Source organism: Pedococcus ginsenosidimutans (assembly GCF_039544395.1).
GTDB classification, from domain to species: Bacteria; Actinomycetota; Actinomycetes; order Actinomycetales; family Dermatophilaceae; genus Pedococcus; species Pedococcus ginsenosidimutans.
The window spans coordinates 849,840-868,908 of sequence record NZ_BAABLO010000004.1 but is presented as its reverse complement, the minus strand read 5'-3'; the positions used below and the strand labels follow the sequence as shown (position 1 = coordinate 868,908).

General features: G+C 72.8%; 22 protein-coding genes and 1 pseudogene. 15 read left to right on the top strand and 8 right to left on the bottom strand.

What is annotated here, in order from left to right; genetic code table 11:
• Together ABEA42_RS08910 and ABEA42_RS08905 are read left to right on the top strand one after the other, a co-directional pair.
• A pseudogene (locus tag ABEA42_RS08910) lies at positions 1-344 on the top strand (hypothetical protein); the annotation flags it as partial.
• Positions 344-1,066, top strand: a complete 723-nt coding sequence (locus ABEA42_RS08905) for a class F sortase (RefSeq protein WP_345502585.1) — start codon at positions 344-346, stop codon at positions 1,064-1,066. The pseudogene ABEA42_RS08910 and the gene ABEA42_RS08905, both read left to right, overlap by 1 nt.
• 44 nt (positions 1,067-1,110) lie before the next feature.
• Here ABEA42_RS08905 and ABEA42_RS08900 read toward each other — a convergent pair whose 3' ends face one another.
• The gene (locus tag ABEA42_RS08900; protein WP_345502584.1) at positions 1,111-1,761 is read right to left on the bottom strand and encodes a hypothetical protein; all 651 of its coding nucleotides are present in this window, start codon (positions 1,759-1,761) and stop codon (positions 1,111-1,113) included.
• A gap of 246 nt (positions 1,762-2,007) precedes the next feature.
• Between ABEA42_RS08900 and ABEA42_RS08895 the strand changes: the two genes are divergently transcribed.
• The gene (locus ABEA42_RS08895) at positions 2,008-2,517 is read left to right on the top strand and encodes a hypothetical protein (protein WP_345502583.1); all 510 of its coding nucleotides are present in this window, start codon (positions 2,008-2,010) and stop codon (positions 2,515-2,517) included.
• On the opposite strand, the gene ABEA42_RS08890 is transcribed toward ABEA42_RS08895, so the two are convergent.
• The 5 genes from ABEA42_RS08890 to ABEA42_RS08870 form a co-directional block, all read right to left on the bottom strand.
• Entirely contained in the window at positions 2,514-3,383 is an 870-nt protein-coding gene (locus tag ABEA42_RS08890) for a glycosyltransferase family 2 protein (protein ID WP_345502582.1), read from the bottom strand. The two genes, ABEA42_RS08895 and ABEA42_RS08890, sit on opposite strands and share 4 nt — an antisense overlap.
• Complete coding sequence (locus ABEA42_RS08885) at positions 3,380-4,402, bottom strand: glycosyltransferase (protein ID WP_345502581.1); 1,023 nt, start codon at positions 4,400-4,402, stop codon at positions 3,380-3,382. The genes ABEA42_RS08890 and ABEA42_RS08885 overlap by 4 nt, the downstream gene beginning before the upstream one ends.
• The gene (locus ABEA42_RS08880) at positions 4,399-5,466 is read right to left on the bottom strand and encodes a glycosyltransferase (RefSeq protein ID WP_345502580.1); all 1,068 of its coding nucleotides are present in this window, start codon (positions 5,464-5,466) and stop codon (positions 4,399-4,401) included. Before ABEA42_RS08880 ends, ABEA42_RS08885 begins: the two co-directional genes overlap by 4 nt.
• The gene (locus tag ABEA42_RS08875; RefSeq protein WP_345502578.1) at positions 5,454-6,548 is read right to left on the bottom strand and encodes a glycosyltransferase; all 1,095 of its coding nucleotides are present in this window, start codon (positions 6,546-6,548) and stop codon (positions 5,454-5,456) included. The genes ABEA42_RS08880 and ABEA42_RS08875 overlap by 13 nt, the downstream gene beginning before the upstream one ends.
• A gap of 183 nt (positions 6,549-6,731) precedes the next feature.
• On the bottom strand, positions 6,732-7,073 hold the full coding sequence (locus ABEA42_RS08870; protein WP_345502577.1) for an ArsR/SmtB family transcription factor: 342 nt from the start codon (positions 7,071-7,073) through the stop codon (positions 6,732-6,734).
• A 91-nt stretch (positions 7,074-7,164) separates the two neighbouring features.
• On the opposite strand from ABEA42_RS08870, the gene arsM reads away from it, so the two are divergent.
• From arsM to ABEA42_RS08810, 12 genes are all read left to right on the top strand, one after another.
• A complete protein-coding gene (gene arsM, locus ABEA42_RS08865) occupies positions 7,165-8,025 on the top strand; it encodes an arsenite methyltransferase (protein WP_345502576.1) in 861 nt (286 codons plus the stop codon).
• Positions 8,026-8,141: 116 nt separating this feature from the next.
• Positions 8,142-9,227, top strand: coding sequence for an ACR3 family arsenite efflux transporter (gene arsB, locus ABEA42_RS08860; RefSeq protein ID WP_425572033.1), 1,086 nt, complete (start codon positions 8,142-8,144; stop codon positions 9,225-9,227).
• A complete protein-coding gene (locus ABEA42_RS08855; RefSeq protein ID WP_345502575.1) occupies positions 9,220-9,645 on the top strand; it encodes an arsenate reductase ArsC in 426 nt (141 codons plus the stop codon). Before arsB ends, ABEA42_RS08855 begins: the two co-directional genes overlap by 8 nt.
• A 139-nt stretch (positions 9,646-9,784) precedes the next feature.
• A complete protein-coding gene (locus tag ABEA42_RS08850; RefSeq protein WP_345502574.1) occupies positions 9,785-10,198 on the top strand; it encodes a BLUF domain-containing protein in 414 nt (137 codons plus the stop codon).
• A gap of 46 nt (positions 10,199-10,244) precedes the next feature.
• Entirely contained in the window at positions 10,245-11,084 is an 840-nt protein-coding gene (locus tag ABEA42_RS08845) for a pyruvate, water dikinase regulatory protein (RefSeq protein ID WP_345502572.1), read from the top strand.
• A 47-nt stretch (positions 11,085-11,131) separates the two neighbouring features.
• Positions 11,132-13,522 carry a phosphoenolpyruvate synthase gene (ppsA, locus tag ABEA42_RS08840; RefSeq protein WP_345502571.1) on the top strand — a complete coding sequence of 797 codons (2,391 nt, stop codon included), beginning with the start codon at positions 11,132-11,134 and terminating at the stop codon, positions 13,520-13,522.
• The gene (locus ABEA42_RS08835; RefSeq protein WP_345502569.1) at positions 13,512-14,300 is read left to right on the top strand and encodes a VOC family protein; all 789 of its coding nucleotides are present in this window, start codon (positions 13,512-13,514) and stop codon (positions 14,298-14,300) included. The genes ppsA and ABEA42_RS08835 overlap by 11 nt, the downstream gene beginning before the upstream one ends.
• A gap of 105 nt (positions 14,301-14,405) precedes the next feature.
• On the top strand, positions 14,406-15,476 hold the full coding sequence (locus ABEA42_RS08830; RefSeq protein ID WP_345502568.1) for a GmrSD restriction endonuclease domain-containing protein: 1,071 nt from the start codon (positions 14,406-14,408) through the stop codon (positions 15,474-15,476).
• Between the two features lie 63 nt (positions 15,477-15,539).
• Positions 15,540-15,794 (top strand): hypothetical protein, encoded by a 255-nt coding sequence (locus ABEA42_RS08825; RefSeq protein WP_345502567.1) that lies wholly within the window; start codon positions 15,540-15,542, stop codon positions 15,792-15,794.
• Positions 15,795-15,973: 179 nt separating this feature from the next.
• Positions 15,974-16,210, top strand: coding sequence for a PLDc N-terminal domain-containing protein (locus ABEA42_RS08820; protein WP_345502566.1), 237 nt, complete (start codon positions 15,974-15,976; stop codon positions 16,208-16,210).
• Positions 16,211-16,214: 4 nt separating this feature from the next.
• Positions 16,215-17,159: an ABC transporter ATP-binding protein gene (locus ABEA42_RS08815; RefSeq protein WP_345502565.1), complete on the top strand. Its 945-nt coding sequence runs from the start codon at positions 16,215-16,217 to the stop codon at positions 17,157-17,159.
• Positions 17,149-17,949 (top strand): ABC transporter permease subunit, encoded by an 801-nt coding sequence (locus tag ABEA42_RS08810; RefSeq protein WP_345502564.1) that lies wholly within the window; start codon positions 17,149-17,151, stop codon positions 17,947-17,949. The genes ABEA42_RS08815 and ABEA42_RS08810 overlap by 11 nt, the downstream gene beginning before the upstream one ends.
• A 36-nt stretch (positions 17,950-17,985) precedes the next feature.
• Here the strand turns inward: ABEA42_RS08810 and ABEA42_RS08805 are convergent, their stop codons facing one another.
• Together ABEA42_RS08805 and ABEA42_RS08800 are read right to left on the bottom strand one after the other, a co-directional pair.
• Complete coding sequence (locus ABEA42_RS08805; protein ID WP_345502563.1) at positions 17,986-18,714, bottom strand: VIT1/CCC1 transporter family protein; 729 nt, start codon at positions 18,712-18,714, stop codon at positions 17,986-17,988.
• Positions 18,707-19,015: a 4a-hydroxytetrahydrobiopterin dehydratase gene (locus ABEA42_RS08800; RefSeq protein WP_345502562.1), complete on the bottom strand. Its 309-nt coding sequence runs from the start codon at positions 19,013-19,015 to the stop codon at positions 18,707-18,709. Before ABEA42_RS08800 ends, ABEA42_RS08805 begins: the two co-directional genes overlap by 8 nt.
• Between the last annotated feature and the right edge of the window lie 54 nt (positions 19,016-19,069).

Below are 19,069 nucleotides of genomic sequence, written 5' to 3'. Positions count from 1 at the left end.
GCAAGATCCAGTACGAGCGCGGCTCGATCACCGTGGCCCCCGAGGTCGCCCAGGCCATCGTCGACGGCAAGTCCGTCGTGGTCGTCCACGGCGTGGACCACAACAACGACGGCAAGTACGACGGCGCCACCAAGAGCGACCTCGACCCGAGCCTGCCCACCGAGGCCACCGACCCGGCCATCTGTGGCGTCCTCGCTGCGGCGCCTGCCGGTGGCATGGACACCGGCGCGGGTGGCACGTCCACCGGCACCAACGAGGGCATGCTCGCCCTCGGCGGTGGCCTGCTCCTCGCGGCGGCCGGTACCGGTGTCCTCACCGCCCGCAAGGCGCGCAACCGCGCCTGATGAGCACCAGCACGAGGTTCGGTGACCGCCGCGGCACGATTGCCGCGGCGGTCACCGCCCTGCTGCTCCTGGTCGGCGGTGTACTCGTCGCGAAGGCCCTCACAGGCCCCGGCGCGCCGCCCCAGCCCGACCGGGCCCAGGGCACCCAAGCCACCCAGGACGCCGCACCCACGCCCGGGCGGTCGGCCACGAGCCGTCCGACTGGTTCCTCGACGCCCAGCCCCGCGGCGCCGTCCTCGACCCCCGGACCCGACTTCGGACCCATCATGGGTCCGAGCTCGCCGGTGTCCCTCGTCATACCGTCGATCGGTGTGCGCACCAGCGGCCTCGTCGACCTCAAGGTCGACAGGAACGGCAAGCTCGAAGCACCCACCGACTTCGCCAAGGCCGGCTGGTACGCAGCCGGCCCCACACCCGGCGAGTTCGGCCCCGCCGTCATCGGAGCCCACGTCGACAGCAAGTCGGGCCCCGCGGTCTTCTACCGGCTGGGCTCCCTGAAGAAGGGTGCAGAAGTGAGTGTCCTGCGGCGCGACGGGTCGACGGCGCGCTTCGTCGTGGACCGGGTCGCGCGCTACTCCAAGGCCGACTTCCCGACCGCCACCGTGTACGGCGACACCAAGGGCCGCGCCGAGCTGCGGCTCATCACCTGTGGCGGCGCCTTCGACCAGTCCACCGGCCACTACGTGGACAACATCGTGGCCTTCGCCCACCTTACGAGCTGACCCGGACGAGGAGTCCACGCCCCCACACGAGGTGTCAGCCGGGGTCAGCCGTCGTCGTCGCTCCCGCGCACCAGACGCAGTCGGCGGACGGGGACCTCGTCGGTGTGCTCGTGCTGCGAGGCTCCGGCGATGGCCGTCAGCTCCCACTGCGTCTGCCGGTCGAGGCTCTGGCCCAGCCGGTGCGCCGCCTGTCCGGCCGCGTCCGTGTTCGCCAGCGAGATGCCGATCGCCATCCCTATGTCCCTGGCGTGGGCCAGCGCCACCCGCATGCCGTCGTCCACCTCACGCAGGTGCGCGAGGTCCATCGCCTGCTCTATGTGGACGGCCACGAGCTCGGCGGTCAGGGCGGCCACCCCGATGAGCCCCTCGTCCAGCTCCGTCGTGAGGACCAGGTAGCCCCACGCCCAACGGTCGTGGGTGGCGACCCGTAACGAGAGGACGGGGCACGGCGACCCGGGGCCCGGCGGACGAGGCGCGTGACCGCCCCGCTCGGCTCGAGACCACATGGGCTGCAGCTCGTCCGGGCACCGCATCGACAACAGGGCGGAGCTCGCCTCGGGGACGGCCCTCAGTGCCAGTGAAGGGGACATGCGCAGCACCTCGTCGACCGATGCACCCGCCAGCGCACGAGCCGTCTCGGCGATCGCGTCCAGGGCGAACCGCGTCCCGGAGACGCCTGGGGGGCGGGGGGTCATGGTGTCGCCTCCACCGCGCGGGCTCGGGGCCCGCGGATGAGGTGGCAGGTGCGCAGCCGGTGCATGGAGGACCCCGTTCCCCGGGTGGTGACACATGGATGCACCACCGGGGTCCGGGGTGGCGGGGCCGTCTGGGCTCGAGTCGAACGTCCCAGCAGGGGTGGGGCTTGTCAACCCTCGCCCGACGGGCTCAGCCGGTCCCTTGTGTCGCTGGTGGCCTGCAGAGGGCCCGCCTAGACTGGACGCATGGCTCGGGGGCGAGCGACACCGCAACGTCGCCGCCAGCCCGTCATCGGGGCTGACGAGGACGTCGTCGTCAGGCAGTACCGGTACCTCCTGGCGACGGCGACGCTCGACGCCCTCGAGGGGATCCACGTCGAGGTCCTCGACACCATGCCCGAGGTCGAACGGCTGTCGGTGCTGCGCAGCCTCGGCGACTCCTTCGGGACCGGGGGCCACCTCGGGGCCGAGCAGGTCGGGAAGATCGCCCACCTGGTCGCCGTCGGCGGGCACCGGCACCCGCGGGCCTGGATCGAAGGCCTGGGCCCCGAGCTCGCCAGGCGGCTCGCCGAGGGCGCCCTCGACTCGGAGGCCTCGTTCGGTCGGCTCAACGGGTACGCCTTCTGGGACGGGACGTCCGCGGAACCGGTGGAGCAGGCCGGACCCAACGACGGCTTCGACCCATCGGCGAACCGCTACCGGGTGGACGCGGACCCCCGGTTCAACATGGGCGGCGGGATCGGCGGGGGCGGCTAGCAGCTGGACCGGCTCCGCTGGGCGGACACGACCCACCTGTCTGTCGTGGGGTCGACGTGGGCCAGTCCGCGGGCTGCGAAGCCGTCGAGCCAACCCTCCATGGGGAACCAGCCCCAGGTGTCGCGAAAAGTGTTGGCGTTGCTGATGATCGAGTGCAGGTGCTGGGTCGGCGGTGAGCTCGTGGGGTGGTGCTGGTGGTAGGCGGCCGCACCCCCGGTCCACAGGAGGCTGCCCCCGGCGGAGGCGACCCGCTGCCCGAAGTCGGTGTCCTCGGCGCCGTAGCCGGTGTAGTCCTCGCTGAACCCGCCGATGCGCCGCCAGTGCTTCGCCGTCACGGCGAACGAGAGCGACCAGAAGAGCCGCAGGTCGCCGTCCTCGACCACCTCGTCCGGGGCGAGTCGGGGCCGGGCCGGATGGGGGCTCGCCAAGTCGGACAGCCCGGGCTGCCGGTACTCGGACGGGTGGGCGACCGGGGGCAGGTAGGAGACCTCGCCACAGGCCACGACGGGGTGATGCCGGTCCGCCACGTCGCGCAGCACGCGGTCGTAGCGGGCCAGGGTCCCCTCGCCCGGGATGCAGTCGACGTCGAGGAAGACCAGGTGGTCGGCACCCTCCTCGAGCGCCGCAGCGGCCCCGGCGTTGCGTGCGGCGGAGAGCGGCAGGTCGTCCCCGGTCACGTCCATGCCGGGGGTGCGCACCCGGGGCAGGAGCTCCCGGGCCACCCGGGTCACCTCGGGGTCCCCCATGGACACGACGACGTGCAGGTCAGCCGGGCGGGACTGCCGGACAAGGCCCCAGGCCTGCCCGCGCAGGTGCTCCACGCGTCCCCGGGCGATGGTGACCACAGCCGTCCGAGTGGCTGTCACGAGCCGGCATCCGGGACCCCGGGGCAGGTCAGCCCGGCCAGGTGGGCTGCCACCCGCGTAGCGCCGTCGCCGGTCGACCAGCGGGACCATCCCTGCCCACCTCGGGCCAGGGCGCGGTCGAGCAGCTCGGGCCACTCGTGCGCCGGCGGCCAGGCCTGGCACCCCACGGCGATGCGCCAGTCGTCGATCCTTCGCGCCGTCGCCACCTGCTCGTCGTGGGGGCGCGGCTGGGCGACGACGACAGCGGGCCGCCGGGCTGCGGCAACCTCGGCCACGGCGTTCTGCCCGGCGTGCGTGACGACGACGTCCGCGGCCTGGAGCTCGTCCCAGAGCTCGTCCGAGCCGGTGGTGCCGGGGGAGCGCTCGACCCAGGTCCAACCGGGGGTGGCTGCCTGGGCCTCGTGCAGCTGCTCGGCCGTGGTGGAGCGGCCGCCCGCGCCCCACAGCACGAGGACGGTGGGGTCGGAGGCACGCGTTGCGACCGGTTCCGGCACCCGACGGTCGTCGAACCTCGAGATGGCCCCGACGAACCACGCCTTGGCGAACCAGTGGTCCGGCCAGTGCAGGTCGTGGGCACCCCTCGGCCACGGCGCGAGGAGGGCGTCGGCGCTGTCGTAGGCGAGCCGGTGCGGCGGGTCGTCGCGCAGCCCGGGCATGGCCACCACCACCGTGGGGACGCCGCAGAGCCGGGCCAGCAGGCTGACCTCGACCGAGACGTCCACGACCAGGGCGCGGGGATGCTCGTCGGCCGCCCAGGCCGCGAGCTGCGCGGAGCGGCGGGCGAGGCCCTCGTGGTGGGTCGGGGCCCAGTGCAGCACGCCGTGCGCGGTCGGGTCGCGGTCGGCCAGGGAGCCGGGGTCGGGGTCGTCGTCGCGGGCCAGCGTCGTCCAGCCCCCGTCCCACCCGTACGGTGGCGCGGCGGAGCTCAGTCCCCAGAGGGGCTCCTCGAGGGCGGCCGCGATGCTGCGCATCCGGGTGAGGTGCCCGGCGCCCCGGTGGTGGGCGTAGTAGCCGATCACGCCGCGACCCCGTGGGCCGGAGCGAGGTCGAAGTAGGCGGAGACGTAGGCGTCGACCATGGTGTCGAGCGAGCAGTGGGCCACAGCGTGGGCGCGGCACCCTGCGCGGTCCATCGCACAGACCTCGTCCACCGCGGCTGCGGCTGCCCCCACGTCACCGGGCTCGACCAGGGTGCCGCACCCGTCGGCCACGAACTCGGCGAGCCCACCCCGCCGGTAGCCCACGACAGGGGTCCCGCAGGCCATCGACTCGGCGGCGACCAGGCCGTACGGCTCGTCCCAGTCCGGTGTCACGACGAGGGCGGCGCTACGACCCACGAGGTCCCGCAGGGCCGGCACCTCGAGGTGGCCGAGGTACTCCGCGCGGTCGCCGAGGAGCGGTTCGAGATGGTCGTGGAAGTAGTCACGGTCGCCGATCGGGCCGGCGATGCGGATGCGCCGCCCACTGGCCGCGGCGATCCTCACCGCCTCGTGGGGGGCCTTCTCGGGCACCACGCGCCCCACCCACACGAGGTCGTCGCCACCGGGGCCCGGGGTCCAGGTGTCGGTGTCGACGCCGTTGTGCACGACGGCTGCCCGCGTCACGTGCGCCCACTGCCGGGCGGTGTGCCCGCTGACGGCCACGAACCTGCTGCGGCTCTGGTCCATGAGCGCGATCGCCGGCTCCAGCCACGGGGTGGGCGGTGTGTGCAGGGTGGTCAGCATCGGCGCGCGGCACGCCTGGGCCAGGGCCACGGGCAGGAAGTGGAGGCTGTTGTTGTGGATCACGTCGACGTCGCGGCGGCCCTGGAGCTCCAGCATCACCTGCAGGTAGGCGTGGTGCTCGCGCAGCCACGGCTCGGGAGGCATCGAGACGTCACGACGGGCGTCCTCGCTGAGCGCGAGGGGCTCGACCGTGATCTCCCGCGCGCCCAGCGACGGGTCGCTGCCCGCCCCCGCGAAGAGGGTCACGTCGATGCCCCGGGTGCGCAGGCCGCGTACGAGGGCCCAGGTGAGGGACTCGAGGCCGCCGGCGAAGGGTTGGCGCAGGGGGTGCCTGGCGGCGCCGAGGATCACGACGTGCACGCGAGCCTCCGTTCCAGCGCTGCGGCGTAGACCCGTTCGTGTGCCGCGGCCAGGTCGCTGCGCTCGGCGGCACGGGCGGCCCAGGTCGCCCGCGGCGCCACCACGCCGGCCCTGAAGCGGCGATGGGCCTCCCGGACGGCGGCAGTGAGGGTGGCGGCGCGCTCGGGGCCGTCCGCGCGGTAGGACAGCACCGGCCGCTGCTCGGCGTAGAACCCGCAGTCGGGCGCGACCACCCACGTCCCGAGGTCGTGGCACGCCTCGAGCCAGCCGGAGTGGGTGCCGAAGCGGTAGGGCAGCACGGACACGTCGAGTCCCTGGAGGTAGGCCCACAGCTCGTCGTCGGAGAAGTAGTCGTGGACGTGCAGGTCGACCAGTCCCCGGTCGGCGAGGTCGTGGACGTGGGCCGCGAAGGCGGGGTCGTGGTTGCGCATCACCGGCGTCATGACGTCGGTGTGCACGTCGACGCGCAGGACCGCGTCGGGCACCCCTTCCAGGGCGGTGACGACGGCGTCGAGGTCGGTGACCGGGTCCATGTTGGCGCGCAGGCTCTTGGCGTGGAGGCCGACCACGAACGGGGAGCCGCCCCGCCGAGGGTTCTCCACCCAGGCGCGCGGTACGACGTGGGGGTGCGGCAGGACGGTCGCCTCGCGACCCCATCGTGCGGAGATGGTCTCGGCCGAGCCCGGCGTCAGGGTGATGATCTGGTCGGCCGCGCCGACCAGCACGCCCAGCTGCGCGTCGTGGGTGTCGGGGGCCGTGTGGTGGGGGTTGCGGAGGTCGTGGACCGTGAGGACCAGGGGCTTGTCGTGCTCCCGCAGGGCGGCGACCACCTCGCGCAGGTCCCGCGGGGAGAGCGCGTCGAAGCCGAAGTGCACGTGCATGACGTCGAACTCCGCCGCGTGCTCATGGATCCACGCGCTCGTGAGCATCCGCGGGGGCCACCACGGCGAGTCAGGAGAGGCACCGGACGGGGGGTCCGGGAGCCGGGTGACCGCCACTGTGCCGGGCTGCGCCCCGGGTACGGGGGACAGGTGGCGTACGTAGACGTGGCCGGACGGGATCGAAGCGACGACGATGCTCAAGACATCCTCCAGACGAGGGCGTCGAGCGTGCGCCAGCACGGCCCGACAGGGCAGCTGGCGCGTGGTTTGACCGGCTTGTGGTTACTTCCCCCAACGTAACCCCGTCCACCGACAACGGCGACCCAGCGGTCGTCTCCACGCTCGAACCGCCACGACAGCCTTGCTGCCGTCGCGTGCCGGCGTTCAGCCTGGCGTGAGCAGGGCGGACAGGGCCTCGAGGGCCTCGGGGCGGATCCAGTAGTAGACGTAGGTGCCGCGGCGCTCGCAGTCCACGAGCCCGGCTTCGCGCAGGGTCCTCAGGTGGTGGGAGATGGTGCCGGAGGAGAGGTCGAAGGCCGGGGTGATCTCGCAGACGCAGAGCTCCGGCTGCGCGGCGATCATCGATGCCATCTGCAGGCGGACAGGGTCGCCGAGGGCCTTGAACATCGGCGCCAGGCGCTCTGCGTCGGCTGCCGTGACGGGCGAGGTCGCCAGGCCGCAGCAGCTGGCCTGGCGGACCTTCGGCACTGACTCGAGGACCGGCATGGGGCTATCTTGACAGATATCGAATCAGCGCGCCATGCTGAGGCTGATTCGACAGTTCTCAAAACAAGGAGTGGCCGTGGACGGTGGTCAGATGAGCGACGACCAGGTGCGCGAGGCGGTGCGCGAGCGCTATGCGTCGGCCGCGACGGCGGTGCTCAACGCGTCGCAGGGAGGCGGGTCCACCGCGACCGGGTGCTGCGGCGACGGCTGCTGCGGAGGCAGCGCCGTCGACGTGGTCGACCCCATCAGCAGCGGGCTGTACGACGCCGACGACGTGCCGTCCGGGACTGCGCTGTCCGCGTCCTTGGGCTGTGGCAACCCGACCGCGCTCGCCGAGCTCCGTCCGGGCCAGGACGTGCTCGACCTGGGGTCCGGGGGCGGCCTGGACGTGCTGCTCTCGGCGCGCAGGGTCGCGCCGGGCGGCACCGCGTACGGCCTCGACATGACGACCGAGATGGTGGAGCTCGCGCGGCGCAACCAGGCCGAGGCAGGGGTCGGCAACGCCACCTTCCTGCAGGGCGCCATCGAGGCGGTGCCGCTGCCCGACGCCTCGGTCGACGTGGTCATCTCCAACTGCGTCATCAACCTGTCCACCGACAAGGACGCCGTGCTGCGCGAGGCGTTCCGGGTGCTCCGCCCGCAGGGTCGGTTCGCCGTCTCGGACATCGTGCTGCTCCGTGAGATCCCCGAGCAGCTGCGCGGTGTGGTCCGCCTCTGGACCGGCTGCATCTCCGGTGCGCTGCGGGACGAGGAGTACGTCGACAGGCTCACAGCCGCAGGGTTCGAGGACGCGGCCGTCGAGGTGACGCGGGGCTACGACCGCGACGACCTGTGGGCGATGGCGGAGGTCACCGACGCCACCGAGCTGCCCGAGGGCATGGGCCTGCCCGAGCTCGTGGAGGCGCTCGACGGGGCCTTCGCCAGCGCCTTCGTCCGGGCGCGCAAGCCGTGAGCCGTCCGGAGACCCACCCGACGACCCGCCGAGCGCCCCACGGGCCGGCGCACGACGCGGTCGCGGCCCGGCTCTCGACCCTGGACCGTTTCCTGCCCGTCTGGATCCTGGCCGCCATGGCCACCGGCCTCGCCCTGGGACGCCTCGTGCCCGGGCTGTCCGACGTGCTGTCCGCCGTGCAGGTCGACGGGGTCTCGCTCCCGATCGCGGTCGGGCTGCTCGTGATGATGTACCCGGTGCTCGCCAAGGTCCGCTACGACCGGCTCGGCACCGTCACGGGGGACCGGCGCCTGCTCGTGTCGAGCATCGTGCTCAACTGGCTGGTGGGCCCGGCCCTGATGTTCGCCCTGGCCTGGCTGCTGCTGCCCGACCTGCCGGAGTACCGCACCGGCCTCATCATCGTCGGGCTGGCCCGGTGCATCGCCATGGTGATCATCTGGAACGACCTGGCCTGCGGCGACCGCGAGGCAGCGGCGGTGCTCGTCGCCCTCAACTCGCTCTTCCAGGTCGTCGCGTTCGCGGTGCTCGGCTGGTTCTACCTGTCGGTGCTGCCCGGGTGGCTGGGGCTCGACCGGTCGAGCCTGGACGTCTCGCCCTGGCACATCGCAGGCAGCGTGCTGGTCTTCCTCGGGGTGCCGCTGCTGGCCGGCTACCTCAGCCGGAGGCTCGGCGAGCGGAGCGTCGGCCGCGACCGCTACGAGCGCTCCTTCCTGCCCCGGATCGGTCCCTGGGCCCTGTACGGGCTGCTGTTCACGATCGTCATCCTGTTCGCCCTCCAGGGCGAGCAGCTCACCGGCCACCCCCTCGACGTGGCACGGATCGCCTTGCCGCTGCTGGCCTACTTCGCCCTCATGTGGGGTGGCGGCTACCTGCTGGGCAGGGGGCTCGGCCTCGGGTACGAGCGGACGACGACCCTGGCCTTCACCGCGGCCGGCAACAACTTCGAGCTGGCGATCGCCGTGGCCATCGCGACCTTCGGCGTCGCCTCCGGCCAGGCGCTCGCGGGTGTCGTCGGCCCCCTGATCGAGGTCCCGGTGCTCGTGGGCCTCGTGTACGTGAGCCTCGCCCTCCGGAGCCGGTTCCCGGACCGGCCCGTCGAGCAGGTCGGCCAGCCGACCACCGAGCAGACCGGGCAGCGGCCCACGCCGCAGCCCACCGGACACCAGGGCGACCACCACGACCAGGAGAACAGCCGTGCCTGACTCACGTCCCTCCGTGCTCTTCGTGTGCGTCCACAACGCGGGGCGCTCCCAGATGGCCGCGGCGTACACGGCCCACCTGTCGGGGGGCCGCGTGGAGGTGCGGTCCGCTGGGTCCGCGCCGGCCGACACCATCAACCCCGCGGTTCGTGAGGCCATGCTCGAGGAGGGCATCGACATCGCTGCCGAACGGCCCAAGCTCCTCACGCCCGAAGCCGTGCAGTCCTCGGACGTCGTCATCACCATGGGCTGCGGCGACGCGTGCCCGTTCTACCCCGGCAAGCGCTACCTCGACTGGGAGCTCGACGACCCGGCCGGGCAGGGTGTCGACGCGGTGCGACCCATCCGCGACGAGGTGAGGCGACGCGTCGTCGTGCTCCTCGGCGAGCTGGGTGTCGCCACCGAGGGCGCCGGCAGCTGACCACGTCGTCGGCCCGAGGGGACGACTGGGTCGGAACCGGTACGGATGGGTATGGTCGGGGCACCTGGCCCGGACGAGTCGAGTCGCGCGCCGAGAACACCTGGGACGCCGCAAACGGCGCCCGGAGCGGAGGACCCGAGTGCTTTCCCTCACGTACTTCAGCACGGCGTCCAGCGCCCTGGGCAAGGACCAGCTGGTCGGCCTGCTCGACCACGTCCGGGCGAAGAACGACGCCCTGGGGCTCACGGGCATGCTGCTCTACTCCGACGGCAGCTTCGTCCAGACGCTGGAGGGACCTGACGAGGCCGTCGAGGAGGCCTTCGGCCGCATCGCCGTGGACCCGCGCCACCGTGACGTCTTCGTGGCCCTGCGCGAGGCCGTCACGGAGAGGGCGTTCCCGACGTGGTCGATGGGGTTCCGGGAGATCAGCCGGGAGGAGTCCGAGACCCTCCCGGGGTTCAACGACTACCTCCAGGTGAGGGGTCCGCGCCGAGAGCCCGGCGGGAGCCGTGCCGAGGCCTTCCACCGCGCCTTCCGCGAGTTCACCCCCTGACCCGTCCGTGGTTGCCGATGCCCGGGGCGCACGCCAAGGTGTGTGCGTGACCAACGAAGGCGCGACGAGCACCCGCACCACGCCCGTCTTCTTCGTCGCCGGTGGCACCGGCATCTCCGCCGAGACGCTGGGCAACCTCATGCTCCAGCAGTTCCCGTCGGTGGCGTTCGAGCGGCGCAAGTTCCCCTTCGTGACCACCGTCGAGCGGGCCCGCGAGGTGCGGGGGGTCTTCGACGCGGCGTGCACGGACTCCGTGACCCCCCTGGTCTTCTCCTCGGTGTCCGACGACGAGGTCCGCCAGGAGCTGCAGCAGACGCGGTGCGCGTTCATCGACCTCTTCGGCTCCCACCTCGACCTCATCGAGCGCGTCCTGAGCGTCAACGCCACCCACGGCGGCGCGCCGCTGCACGGCCTGGGTGACACCCGTCGCTACGACGCCCGGATGAAGGCCATCGAGTACGCGATGGAGCACGACGACGGCGCGAGCCTGCGGCACCTGGAGTCGGCCGACCTGATCCTCGTGGCGCCCTCCCGGTGCGGCAAGACCCCCACCTCCATGTACCTCGCGCTGCAGCACGGGCTCAAGGTCGCCAACTACCCGCTGGTGGAGGAGGACTTCGACACCGGCGGCCTGCCCCGGCCGATCCGCGGGCTCGTCGACCGGTGCTTCGGGCTGCTGTCGACGCCGGCGCGGCTGAGCCAGGTCCGGGGCGAGCGACGACCCGGCTCGAAGTACGCCAGCATGGGCCAGTGCAGCTACGAGCTGCGCCGGGCCGAGGCGCTCTACCGCGCCCACCGCATACCGTCCATCAACTCGGCCTCGATGTCGGTGGAGGAGATGGCAGCCGTCATCATGCAGAGCAGCAACCTGTCCGGGCTGCTCTAGCCTCGGACGCACCGCGGCAACGGCGCCGCACGTCGAAAGGAACACCTGTGACCGGCAGCACCCCCAACGTCGCCTGGTTCGCCGACCTCGGCCTCGCCGACGTCGACGCGGTCGGAGGCAAGAACGCCTCGCTCGGCGAGATGGTCCAACACCTCTCGGCGGCAGGGGTGCGGGTGCCGGACGGCTTCGCGACCACGGCCGACGCCTACCGGCGGTTCCTCGAGCACGAGGGCCTCGCCGACCGCGTCAACGAGATGCTGCGCACGCTCGACGTCGAGGACACCCGGGCCCTCGCCGACGTCGGAGGGCAGCTGCGCGAGGCAGTGGAGCGCCAGCCCTTCCCGCCGGACCTGGAGGAGGACATCCGCACGGCGTACGAGCGGCTCGCGGGCGAGCACGGCGACGAGGTGAGCTTCGCGGTCCGGTCGAGCGCGACCGCGGAGGACCTGCCGGACGCCTCGTTCGCGGGGCAGCAGGAGACGTTCCTCAACGTCCGCGGCATCGACAGCGTGCTGCTCGCGATCAAGCGCGTCTTCGCGTCCCTCTACAACGACCGGGCCATCGCCTACCGCGTGCACAGCGACTTCGACCACTCGGTCGTCGCGCTGTCGGCGGGCGTGCAGCGGATGGTGCGCTCGGACATCGGGGCGTCGGGCGTCATGTTCACCATCGACACCGAGTCCGGTTTCCCCGACGCGGTCTTCGTCACGAGCAGCTACGGCCTCGGTGAGGCGGTGGTGCAGGGTGCGGTCAACCCCGACGAGTACTACGTCTACAAGCCCGCGCTGAGGGCAGGGCGCCCGGCCGTGCTCAAGCGCGGCGTCGGCGACAAGGCCACCAAGATGGTCTACACCGACGACGCCGAGGTGGGCCGCACCACCGAGTTCGTCGACGTCGACCCGGCCGAGCGGACCCGGCTCAGCCTCACCGACGACGAGGTGACGGTGCTGGCCCGCCATGCGCTCGCGATCGAGGAGCACTACGGCCGCCCGATGGACATCGAGTGGGGGCGCGACGGCCTCGACGGCGAGCTCTACGTCCTGCAGGCGCGGCCCGAGACGGTGAAGTCGCGCCAGGGGTCCACCAGCCAGCAGCGCTTCACCCTCGACGAGCGCGGACCGGTCCTCGTCGAGGGCCGCGCGATCGGCCAGAAGATCGGGGCCGGGCCGGTGCGCATCCTGGCGTCGGCCGACCAGATGCACGACTTCGAGGCCGGCAACGTGCTGGTCGCCGACATGACCGACCCCGACTGGGAGCCGATCATGAAGCGGGCCAGCGCCATCGTGACCAACCGGGGTGGCCGCACCTGCCACGCCGCGATCATCGCGCGCGAGCTCGGGATCCCCGCCGTGGTCGGTACCGGCTCGGCGACGCGGGCGCTGTCCGACGGCCAGGAGGTCACCGTGTCGGCGGCCGAGGGTGACACGGGTCGCGTGTACGAGGGGCTGCGCAAGTTCACCGTGTCCGAGACGGCCCTCGGCGACATGCCCGAGCTCCCGGTGAAGATCATGATGAACGTCGGCACCCCGGACCAGGCGTTCGAGTTCTCCCGCCTGCCGCACCGTGGGGTGGGCCTGGCCCGGCTCGAGTTCATCATCAACCGCCAGATCGGCATCCACCCCCGGGCGCTGCTCGAGCTCGACGACCAGGAGCCGGCCGTGCGCGCCGAGGTCGAAGGGCTCATCGGTGCCTACGACAGCCCGCGCGACTTCTTCGTCAAGCGCGTCGCCGAGGGCGTCTCGATGCTGGCGGCCGCCTTCGCGCCCGAGCCGGTCATCGTCCGCATGTCCGACTTCAAGTCCAACGAGTACGCGGGCCTGCTGGGTGGGCAGCGCTACGAGCCGCACGAGGAGAACCCGATGATCGGGTACCGCGGCGCGGCACGGTACCTGTCCGAGGACTTCGCCGAGTGCTTCGCGATGGAGGCCGAGGCGCTGCGGTACGTGCGCGACGAGATGGGGCTGACCAACGTCAAGGTGATGATCCCGTTCGTGCGGACCGTCACCGAGGCGAAGGGCGTCATCGACCTCCTCGCCACGCACGGCCTGCGCCGTGGCGAGAACGACCTCCAGGTCGTGATGATGTGCGAGATCCCTTCCAACGCAGTGCTGGCCGATGCCTTCCTCGACCACTTCGACGGGTTCTCGATCGGGTCCAACGACCTGACCCAGCTCACCCTGGGCATCGACCGCGACTCGAGCCTGGTCGCCGAGGGGTTCGACGAGCGGGACCCGGCCGTCAAGCGGATGCTGTCCATGGCCATCGAGGCCTGCCGTGCCCGGGGCAAGTACGTCGGCATCTGCGGCCAGGGACCCTCGGACCACCCCGACCTCGCCGAGTGGCTGCTGGACCAGGGCATCGAGTCCATGTCCCTCAACCCCGACACGGTCGTCGACACCTGGCTGCGACTGGCGAAGCGGGGCAGCGTTGGCAAGTGACCTCGACGCCCTCGTCTTCGACGCCAACGACCCGGCCGGGCTGGCGACGTTCTGGGCGGGGGTGCTCGGGCGCCAGGTCGACGCCGGGGGCACCGTCGTGGTGCCCGGGACACCGACCGAGTTCGCCATCCGGTTCGTGCCGACGACAGCGCCGAAGGACGTCCCCAACCAGATGCACTTCGACCTCACCAGCTCGTCGCTGCAGGACCAGCAGGAGACGGTCGCGCGGGCCCTCGAGCTCGGCGGCCGGCACCTCGACATCGGGCAGGGCCCGGAGGTCGACCACGTCGTGCTGGCCGACCCCGAGGGCAACGAGTTCTGCGTGATCGAGCCGGGCAACAACTTCCTGGCCGGCTGCGGGACCATCGGGGCCCTGTCCAGCGACGGGTCCCAGGCCGTCGGGTACTTCTGGAGCGAGGCCCTGGGCTGGCCGCTGGTCTGGGACCAGGACGAGGAGACCGCGATCCAGTCGCCCCGGGGTGGCTCGAAGATCTCCTGGGGCGGTCCACCGGTGCGCCCCAAGACGTCGAGGAACCGCCTCCACCTGCACCTGGTGCCCTCCGACGGGGGTGCCGCAGACGAGGAGGTCGCGCGACTGGTCGCCCTCGGTGCCACCCGGCCCGACGAGGACGACGCGAGCCGGGCAGGGGAAGACGCGAGCGGGGCAGGGGACGACGCGGCCAGGGCAGGGGAGGACCCGGCCGCGGCAGCGTGTCGTGCGGACGGGTGGACGCCCCTGCTCGACCCCGACGGCAACGAGCTCTGCGTCCGCGGCTGACCCCGGCGTCGGCCGTTCGGTCAGGGTTCGCGGGGGTCGTGGCCACCGACGGCAACCCGCCGCCTACGGTGGACCCACCCGACCCGGAAGTGCTTGCCCTGACTCATGATCCACCGTCCCGACTTCGCCTGGCCCGCCGTCCTCGGACCGCTCGTCATCACCCTGGCCGTCTCCGGCTGCGTCCCGGCCAGTGCCGACCCCGCCCCGAGCTCGTCCACCGCGAGCACTCCGGCGACCTCGGCGACGACCCCGGCACGGGGTGCGCGCCCGGCGCCCACGAAGTCGCCACGGCGGGTGTCGGGCCCTGCCGCTGCCAGGCCGTCGACCTCCGCCGCCTCCGTCGGGGGGCCGGCGCCCACCGTGCGCCCCGGCGCGGCGGTCACGACGTTGGCCACGCTCTCGGTGAAGGGGCGCGCACCGCGCACGGGCTACGACCGTGCCGAGTTCGGCCAGGCCTGGGCTGACGTCGACCGCAACGGGTGCGACACCCGCAACGACATCCTGCGTCGCGACCTGCGCTCGCTGGTCCTCAAGGCCGGGACCCGCGGCTGCCTGGTCCTGCGCGGCACCCTGCACGACCCCTACACCGGGACCACGATCGGCTTCGTCCGTGGCCAGAGCACCTCCTCGGCCGTGCAGGTCGACCACGTCGTGGCCCTCTCGGACGCCTGGCAGAAGGGTGCCCAGAGGTGGACGTCCCAGCAGCGCACCGCCTTCGCCAACGACCCGCTCAACCTCCTCGCCGTGGACGGCCCCACCAACCAGCGCAAGAGCGACGGTGACGCCGCCACCTGGCTGCCACCCCGCAAGGCCTTCCGGTGCTCGTACGTCGCGCGCCAGGTCGCGGTGAAGGCCAAGTACGGGGTCTGGGTCACCAGCGCCGAGCGCGCGGCGATCCTGCGGGTACTCGGCACCTGTCCCGGGCAGGGGCTCCCCTCGGCGGGCGTCATCAGGCTCGGCGGTGGCCGGGTCGAGGCGGTGGCGTCCACGCCGGCACCCGCCCGGACCACGCCGGCGACCGTCGTGGCACCACCCGCGTCATCCGGCACGGACCCGCGGTACGGCACGTGCCGAGAGGCGAACGCAGCTGGCTACGGCCCCTACCGCCGCGGCGTCGACCCCGAGTACGACTGGTACCAGGACCGCGACCACGACGGGCTCGTCTGCGAGCGCTGACCACACAGCGACCGCACAGCCGGGCCACACCGGTCCGGTAGCGACGCGGACCACGGTGGTCCCATGACCACCACCGCCACCGCCACCGTCCCCGTTCCCGTCACCGCCCGTTCCGCCACCACCCCCGGTCGTCACCACCTCGTCCTGCCCCGCGCCCGGGGTCTCGCGGCGGCAGCCGCCCTCGTGGCGGCGCTCTCGATCGCCGTCACGGGCGCGGGCAGCGCCATCGGCGCGCCCCACGCGCCCAGCCTGGCCTCGACGGTCGCGGCCACGGACGCGCTGACGACCCCGGTCTCGGTCGGCAAGCTGCACGTCTGAGGCGCCCCCGCGCCGTACCTGCCACCGGCGCAGCCGTGCCCCGTCCCGGCACCACGGGAGCACGGCCCTTCGTCCCTAGTGACGGGTCCGGACCTCTGCTGCACTGGGCTCGACCCGGGGACCGCCGGGACGTGCAGGTGTGGCGCCGCTCCCGGCGCACCGGGGGATCGAGGAGACGGATGAGGCAACGCAAGTGGGCCGAGCTCAGCACCCCGCAGCGCGTGGGCGTCGTCGTCGGGGGCGCCGTGCAGCTCGCCCTGCAGGCGTGGGTCATGCGCGACCTGCGACGCCGGACCGCTGCAGAGGTGCGCGGCCCGCGGTGGGCCTGGGCGGGCGCCGCGCTGGTCAACCCCGTCGGGCCGCTCGCCTACCTGGCCGTCGGGCGCCGCAGCGCACCCCGGCCCCCGCTGGAGTGAGACGGTGACGCCCGGGCTGCGCGGGGCCGCCGACGCCACCGGGACCGGTGTCGTCCTCCAGACGCGCGGCCTCGGCAAGACCTACGGCCACGCCGTCGCCCTGCGCGACCTCGACCTGGCCCTGGCTCCGGGTGAGGTCTTCGGCTACCTCGGGCCCAACGGCGCCGGGAAGACAACGACGCTGCGGCTGCTCATGGGGTTGCTGCGGCCGACGCGGGGGAGCGCGCAGGTGTGTGGGTACGACGCGTGGCGCGAGTCTCCGGCCGTGCGCCGGCACGTGGGGTTCCTGCCCGGCGAGCCCGCGCTCTACCCGACCCTCACCGGCAGCCAGCACATCGACTACCTCAGCCACCTGCGGGGCGCCGAGCCCTACCCCAGCGCGCTCGTCCTCGCGGAGCGGCTCGACCTCGACCTCCGCACCCCTTCGAGGGACCTCTCCAAGGGCAACAGGCAGAAGCTCGCGCTCGTGCTGGCCCTGATGGCGCCGACGCAGGTGCTCATCCTCGACGAGCCGACGAGTGGCCTGGACCCCCTGGCGCAGCAGGAGCTCCACGTCCTGATGCGCGAGCACGTGGACCGGGGCGGCTCGGTGCTGCTCAGCTCGCACGTGCTCGGGGAGGTCCAACGGGTGGCCGACCGCGTGGGCCTGCTGCGGCGGGGCCGCCTCGTCGCCGTGGACCGGCTCGACGCGCTGCGCGGGCGCTCGCTGCACCACGTGCGCGCCACCTTCGACGTCGAGGTCCCGGCGTCGGCCTTCGCCGGGATCGACGGTGTGCGTGACCTGTCCGTCGGCGACCACTCGCTCACCTGCGCCGCCCCCGAGGCCTCCCTCGACCGGATCGTCAAGGCGCTGGGGCAGTTCCCGCTGCGCGACCTGACCTGCACCGAGGCAGAGCTCGAGGAGACCTTCCTCGCCTACTACGGCCGGGGTGAGGACGATGCTGCGTAACGTCGCCCTCAAGACCCTCCACGACCAGCGGCGCAGCCTGGCGGGCTGGGTGGTCGCCATCGTGCTCCTCGTGCTCATGTACGCCGCGATCTGGCCGAGCATCCGCGACCAGCCCTCGATGAGCGACTTCCTCGACCAGATGCCCAAGGCGTTCCGGTCGCTGTTCGCGACCTCGGGTGCCGACATGTCGACGCCCGTCGGCTACGTCCAGATCGAGCTCATGAGCTTCATGGGACCGACGCTGCTCATCCTGTACGCCGTGGTCCAGGGGAGCGCGGCGGTAGCCGGTGAGGAGGACCGCCACACCCTCGACCTGCTGCTCGGTGCCCCGGTCAGCCGCACCCGTGTCGTCCTGGAGAAGGCTGCCGCCATGGCCTTCGGGACGATCCTGCTCGCGGTGTCGACCGGTGCGGCGCTCCTGCTCGTGGGCAGGCTCTTCGACCTGGACCTGCCGGCGGGCCGGACCGCGGCGGCCATGCTCCACCTCGGCCTGCTGGGGCTGGTCTTCGGCGCGCTGGCCCTGGCGGTCGGTGCAGCCACGGGCAGCCCGGGACGCAGCCGGGGCGTCGCCGCCGCCGTCGCCGTGCTGGCCTACCTCGTCAACGGCCTCGGCGGGCTCGTGGACTGGCTGCGCCCGTTCCAGCGGCTCTCGCCGTTCTACCAGTACGCCGCCCACGACCCGCTGCGCACGGGCGTCTCGTGGCCGGCCGTGCTCGTCGCGGTGGCGACGGTCGCGGTCCTGGTCGCCGTCGCGGTGTGGGGCTTCGCCCGGCGCGACGTCCGCGGCTGACGGCTGATGAGTGGCGTCCGCGGCTGACGCGAGGGGCTACAGCTGGGTGCCGACCAGGGCGCCGATGCCGTAGGTCACGGCCATGGCCAGCACGCCACCGGCGACGTTGCGCAGCACCGCCCGCTGCCTCGGGGCGCCGCCGAGCCGGGCGCTGACCCAGCCGGTCACGGCCAGGGCGACGACGACCGCCACGGCGGTGATGGCGACCCGGCCGCCCGGCGGCGGGAGGAGGATCGCGACCAGGGGCAGCAGGGCGCCGACGGTGAACGCCGACATCGACGCCCAGGCGGCGTGCCAGGGGTTGGTCAGGTCGTTGGGGTCGATGCCCAGCTCTGCCTCCGCGTGCGCCCCCAGTGCGTCGTGCTCGGTGAGCTGGACGGCCACCTCCCGGGCGAGCTCCGGCGTCAGCCCCTTGCTCGCATAGATCTCGGTGAGCTCGTCGAGCTCCTGCTCGGGCATCTCCTGCAGCTCGCGCCGCTCCTTGGCCAGCAGGGCCTTCTCGGTGTCGCGCTGGGTGCTCACTGACACGTACTCCCCGGCGGCCATGCTCATGGCACCCGCGGCGAGGCCCGCGACACCGGCGGTGACGATGGCGCTGCGCTCACTGGTGGCCGCGGCGACGCCGATGACGATGCCGGCGGTGGAGACGATGCCGTCGTTGGCGCCGAGGACCGCCGCGCGCAGCCAGTTCAGGCGCGAGCCGATGGCGGCGTCGTGCTCCTCGCCCTCGTGCGGCACGACCTCGGGGGACTCGAGCTCAGCCACGCGACCGCACCCCGAACCGGCCCGCGGCCGTGGAGATGCGGTGGGCGAGCTCGATGTCGAGCTGGGTGAGCCCACCCTTGTCGTGCGTCGAGAGCGCGAAGTGCACCGTGCGCCACCGGATGTCGATGTCGGGGTGGTGGTTCATGTCCTCGGCCTCGGCGGCCACCTCGTCGACGAGGCGGATGGCGGTGGGGAAGTCGGGAGCCTCGAAACCGGCCAGGAGCTGCGTGCCGTCGACCGCCCACCCGGGCAGGTCCTGCAGCTGGCGGTCGAGCTCCTCGTCGGTGAGCAGTCGGGACATGGGCACACTCTCGCAAGGAACCGGGGGCGCTGTCACCGAAGGCCAGCCTCACCT

What these genes read in the sequence shown, in the direction of transcription:
- ABEA42_RS08900 (WP_345502584.1), bottom strand. Translation starts at nt 1,761, where the DNA reads ATGACCCCCCGCCCCCCAGGCGTCTCCGGGACGCGGTTCGCCCTGGAC.
- ABEA42_RS08825 (WP_345502567.1), top strand. Translation starts at nt 15,540, where the DNA reads ATGACCACCACCGCCACCGCCACCGTCCCCGTTCCCGTCACCGCCCGT.
- arsM (WP_345502576.1), top strand. Translation starts at nt 7,165, where the DNA reads ATGAGCGACGACCAGGTGCGCGAGGCGGTGCGCGAGCGCTATGCGTCG.
- ABEA42_RS08905 (WP_345502585.1), top strand. Translation starts at nt 344, where the DNA reads ATGAGCACCAGCACGAGGTTCGGTGACCGCCGCGGCACGATTGCCGCG.
- ABEA42_RS08820 (WP_345502566.1), top strand. Translation starts at nt 15,974, where the DNA reads ATGAGGCAACGCAAGTGGGCCGAGCTCAGCACCCCGCAGCGCGTGGGC.
- ABEA42_RS08870 (WP_345502577.1), bottom strand. Translation starts at nt 7,073, where the DNA reads ATGCCGGTCCTCGAGTCAGTGCCGAAGGTCCGCCAGGCCAGCTGCTGC.
- ABEA42_RS08810 (WP_345502564.1), top strand. Translation starts at nt 17,149, where the DNA reads ATGCTGCGTAACGTCGCCCTCAAGACCCTCCACGACCAGCGGCGCAGC.
- ABEA42_RS08895 (WP_345502583.1), top strand. Translation starts at nt 2,008, where the DNA reads ATGGCTCGGGGGCGAGCGACACCGCAACGTCGCCGCCAGCCCGTCATC.
- arsB (WP_425572033.1), top strand. Translation starts at nt 8,142, where the DNA reads ATGGCCACCGGCCTCGCCCTGGGACGCCTCGTGCCCGGGCTGTCCGAC.
- ABEA42_RS08830 (WP_345502568.1), top strand. Translation starts at nt 14,406, where the DNA reads ATGATCCACCGTCCCGACTTCGCCTGGCCCGCCGTCCTCGGACCGCTC.
- ABEA42_RS08800 (WP_345502562.1), bottom strand. Translation starts at nt 19,015, where the DNA reads ATGTCCCGACTGCTCACCGACGAGGAGCTCGACCGCCAGCTGCAGGAC.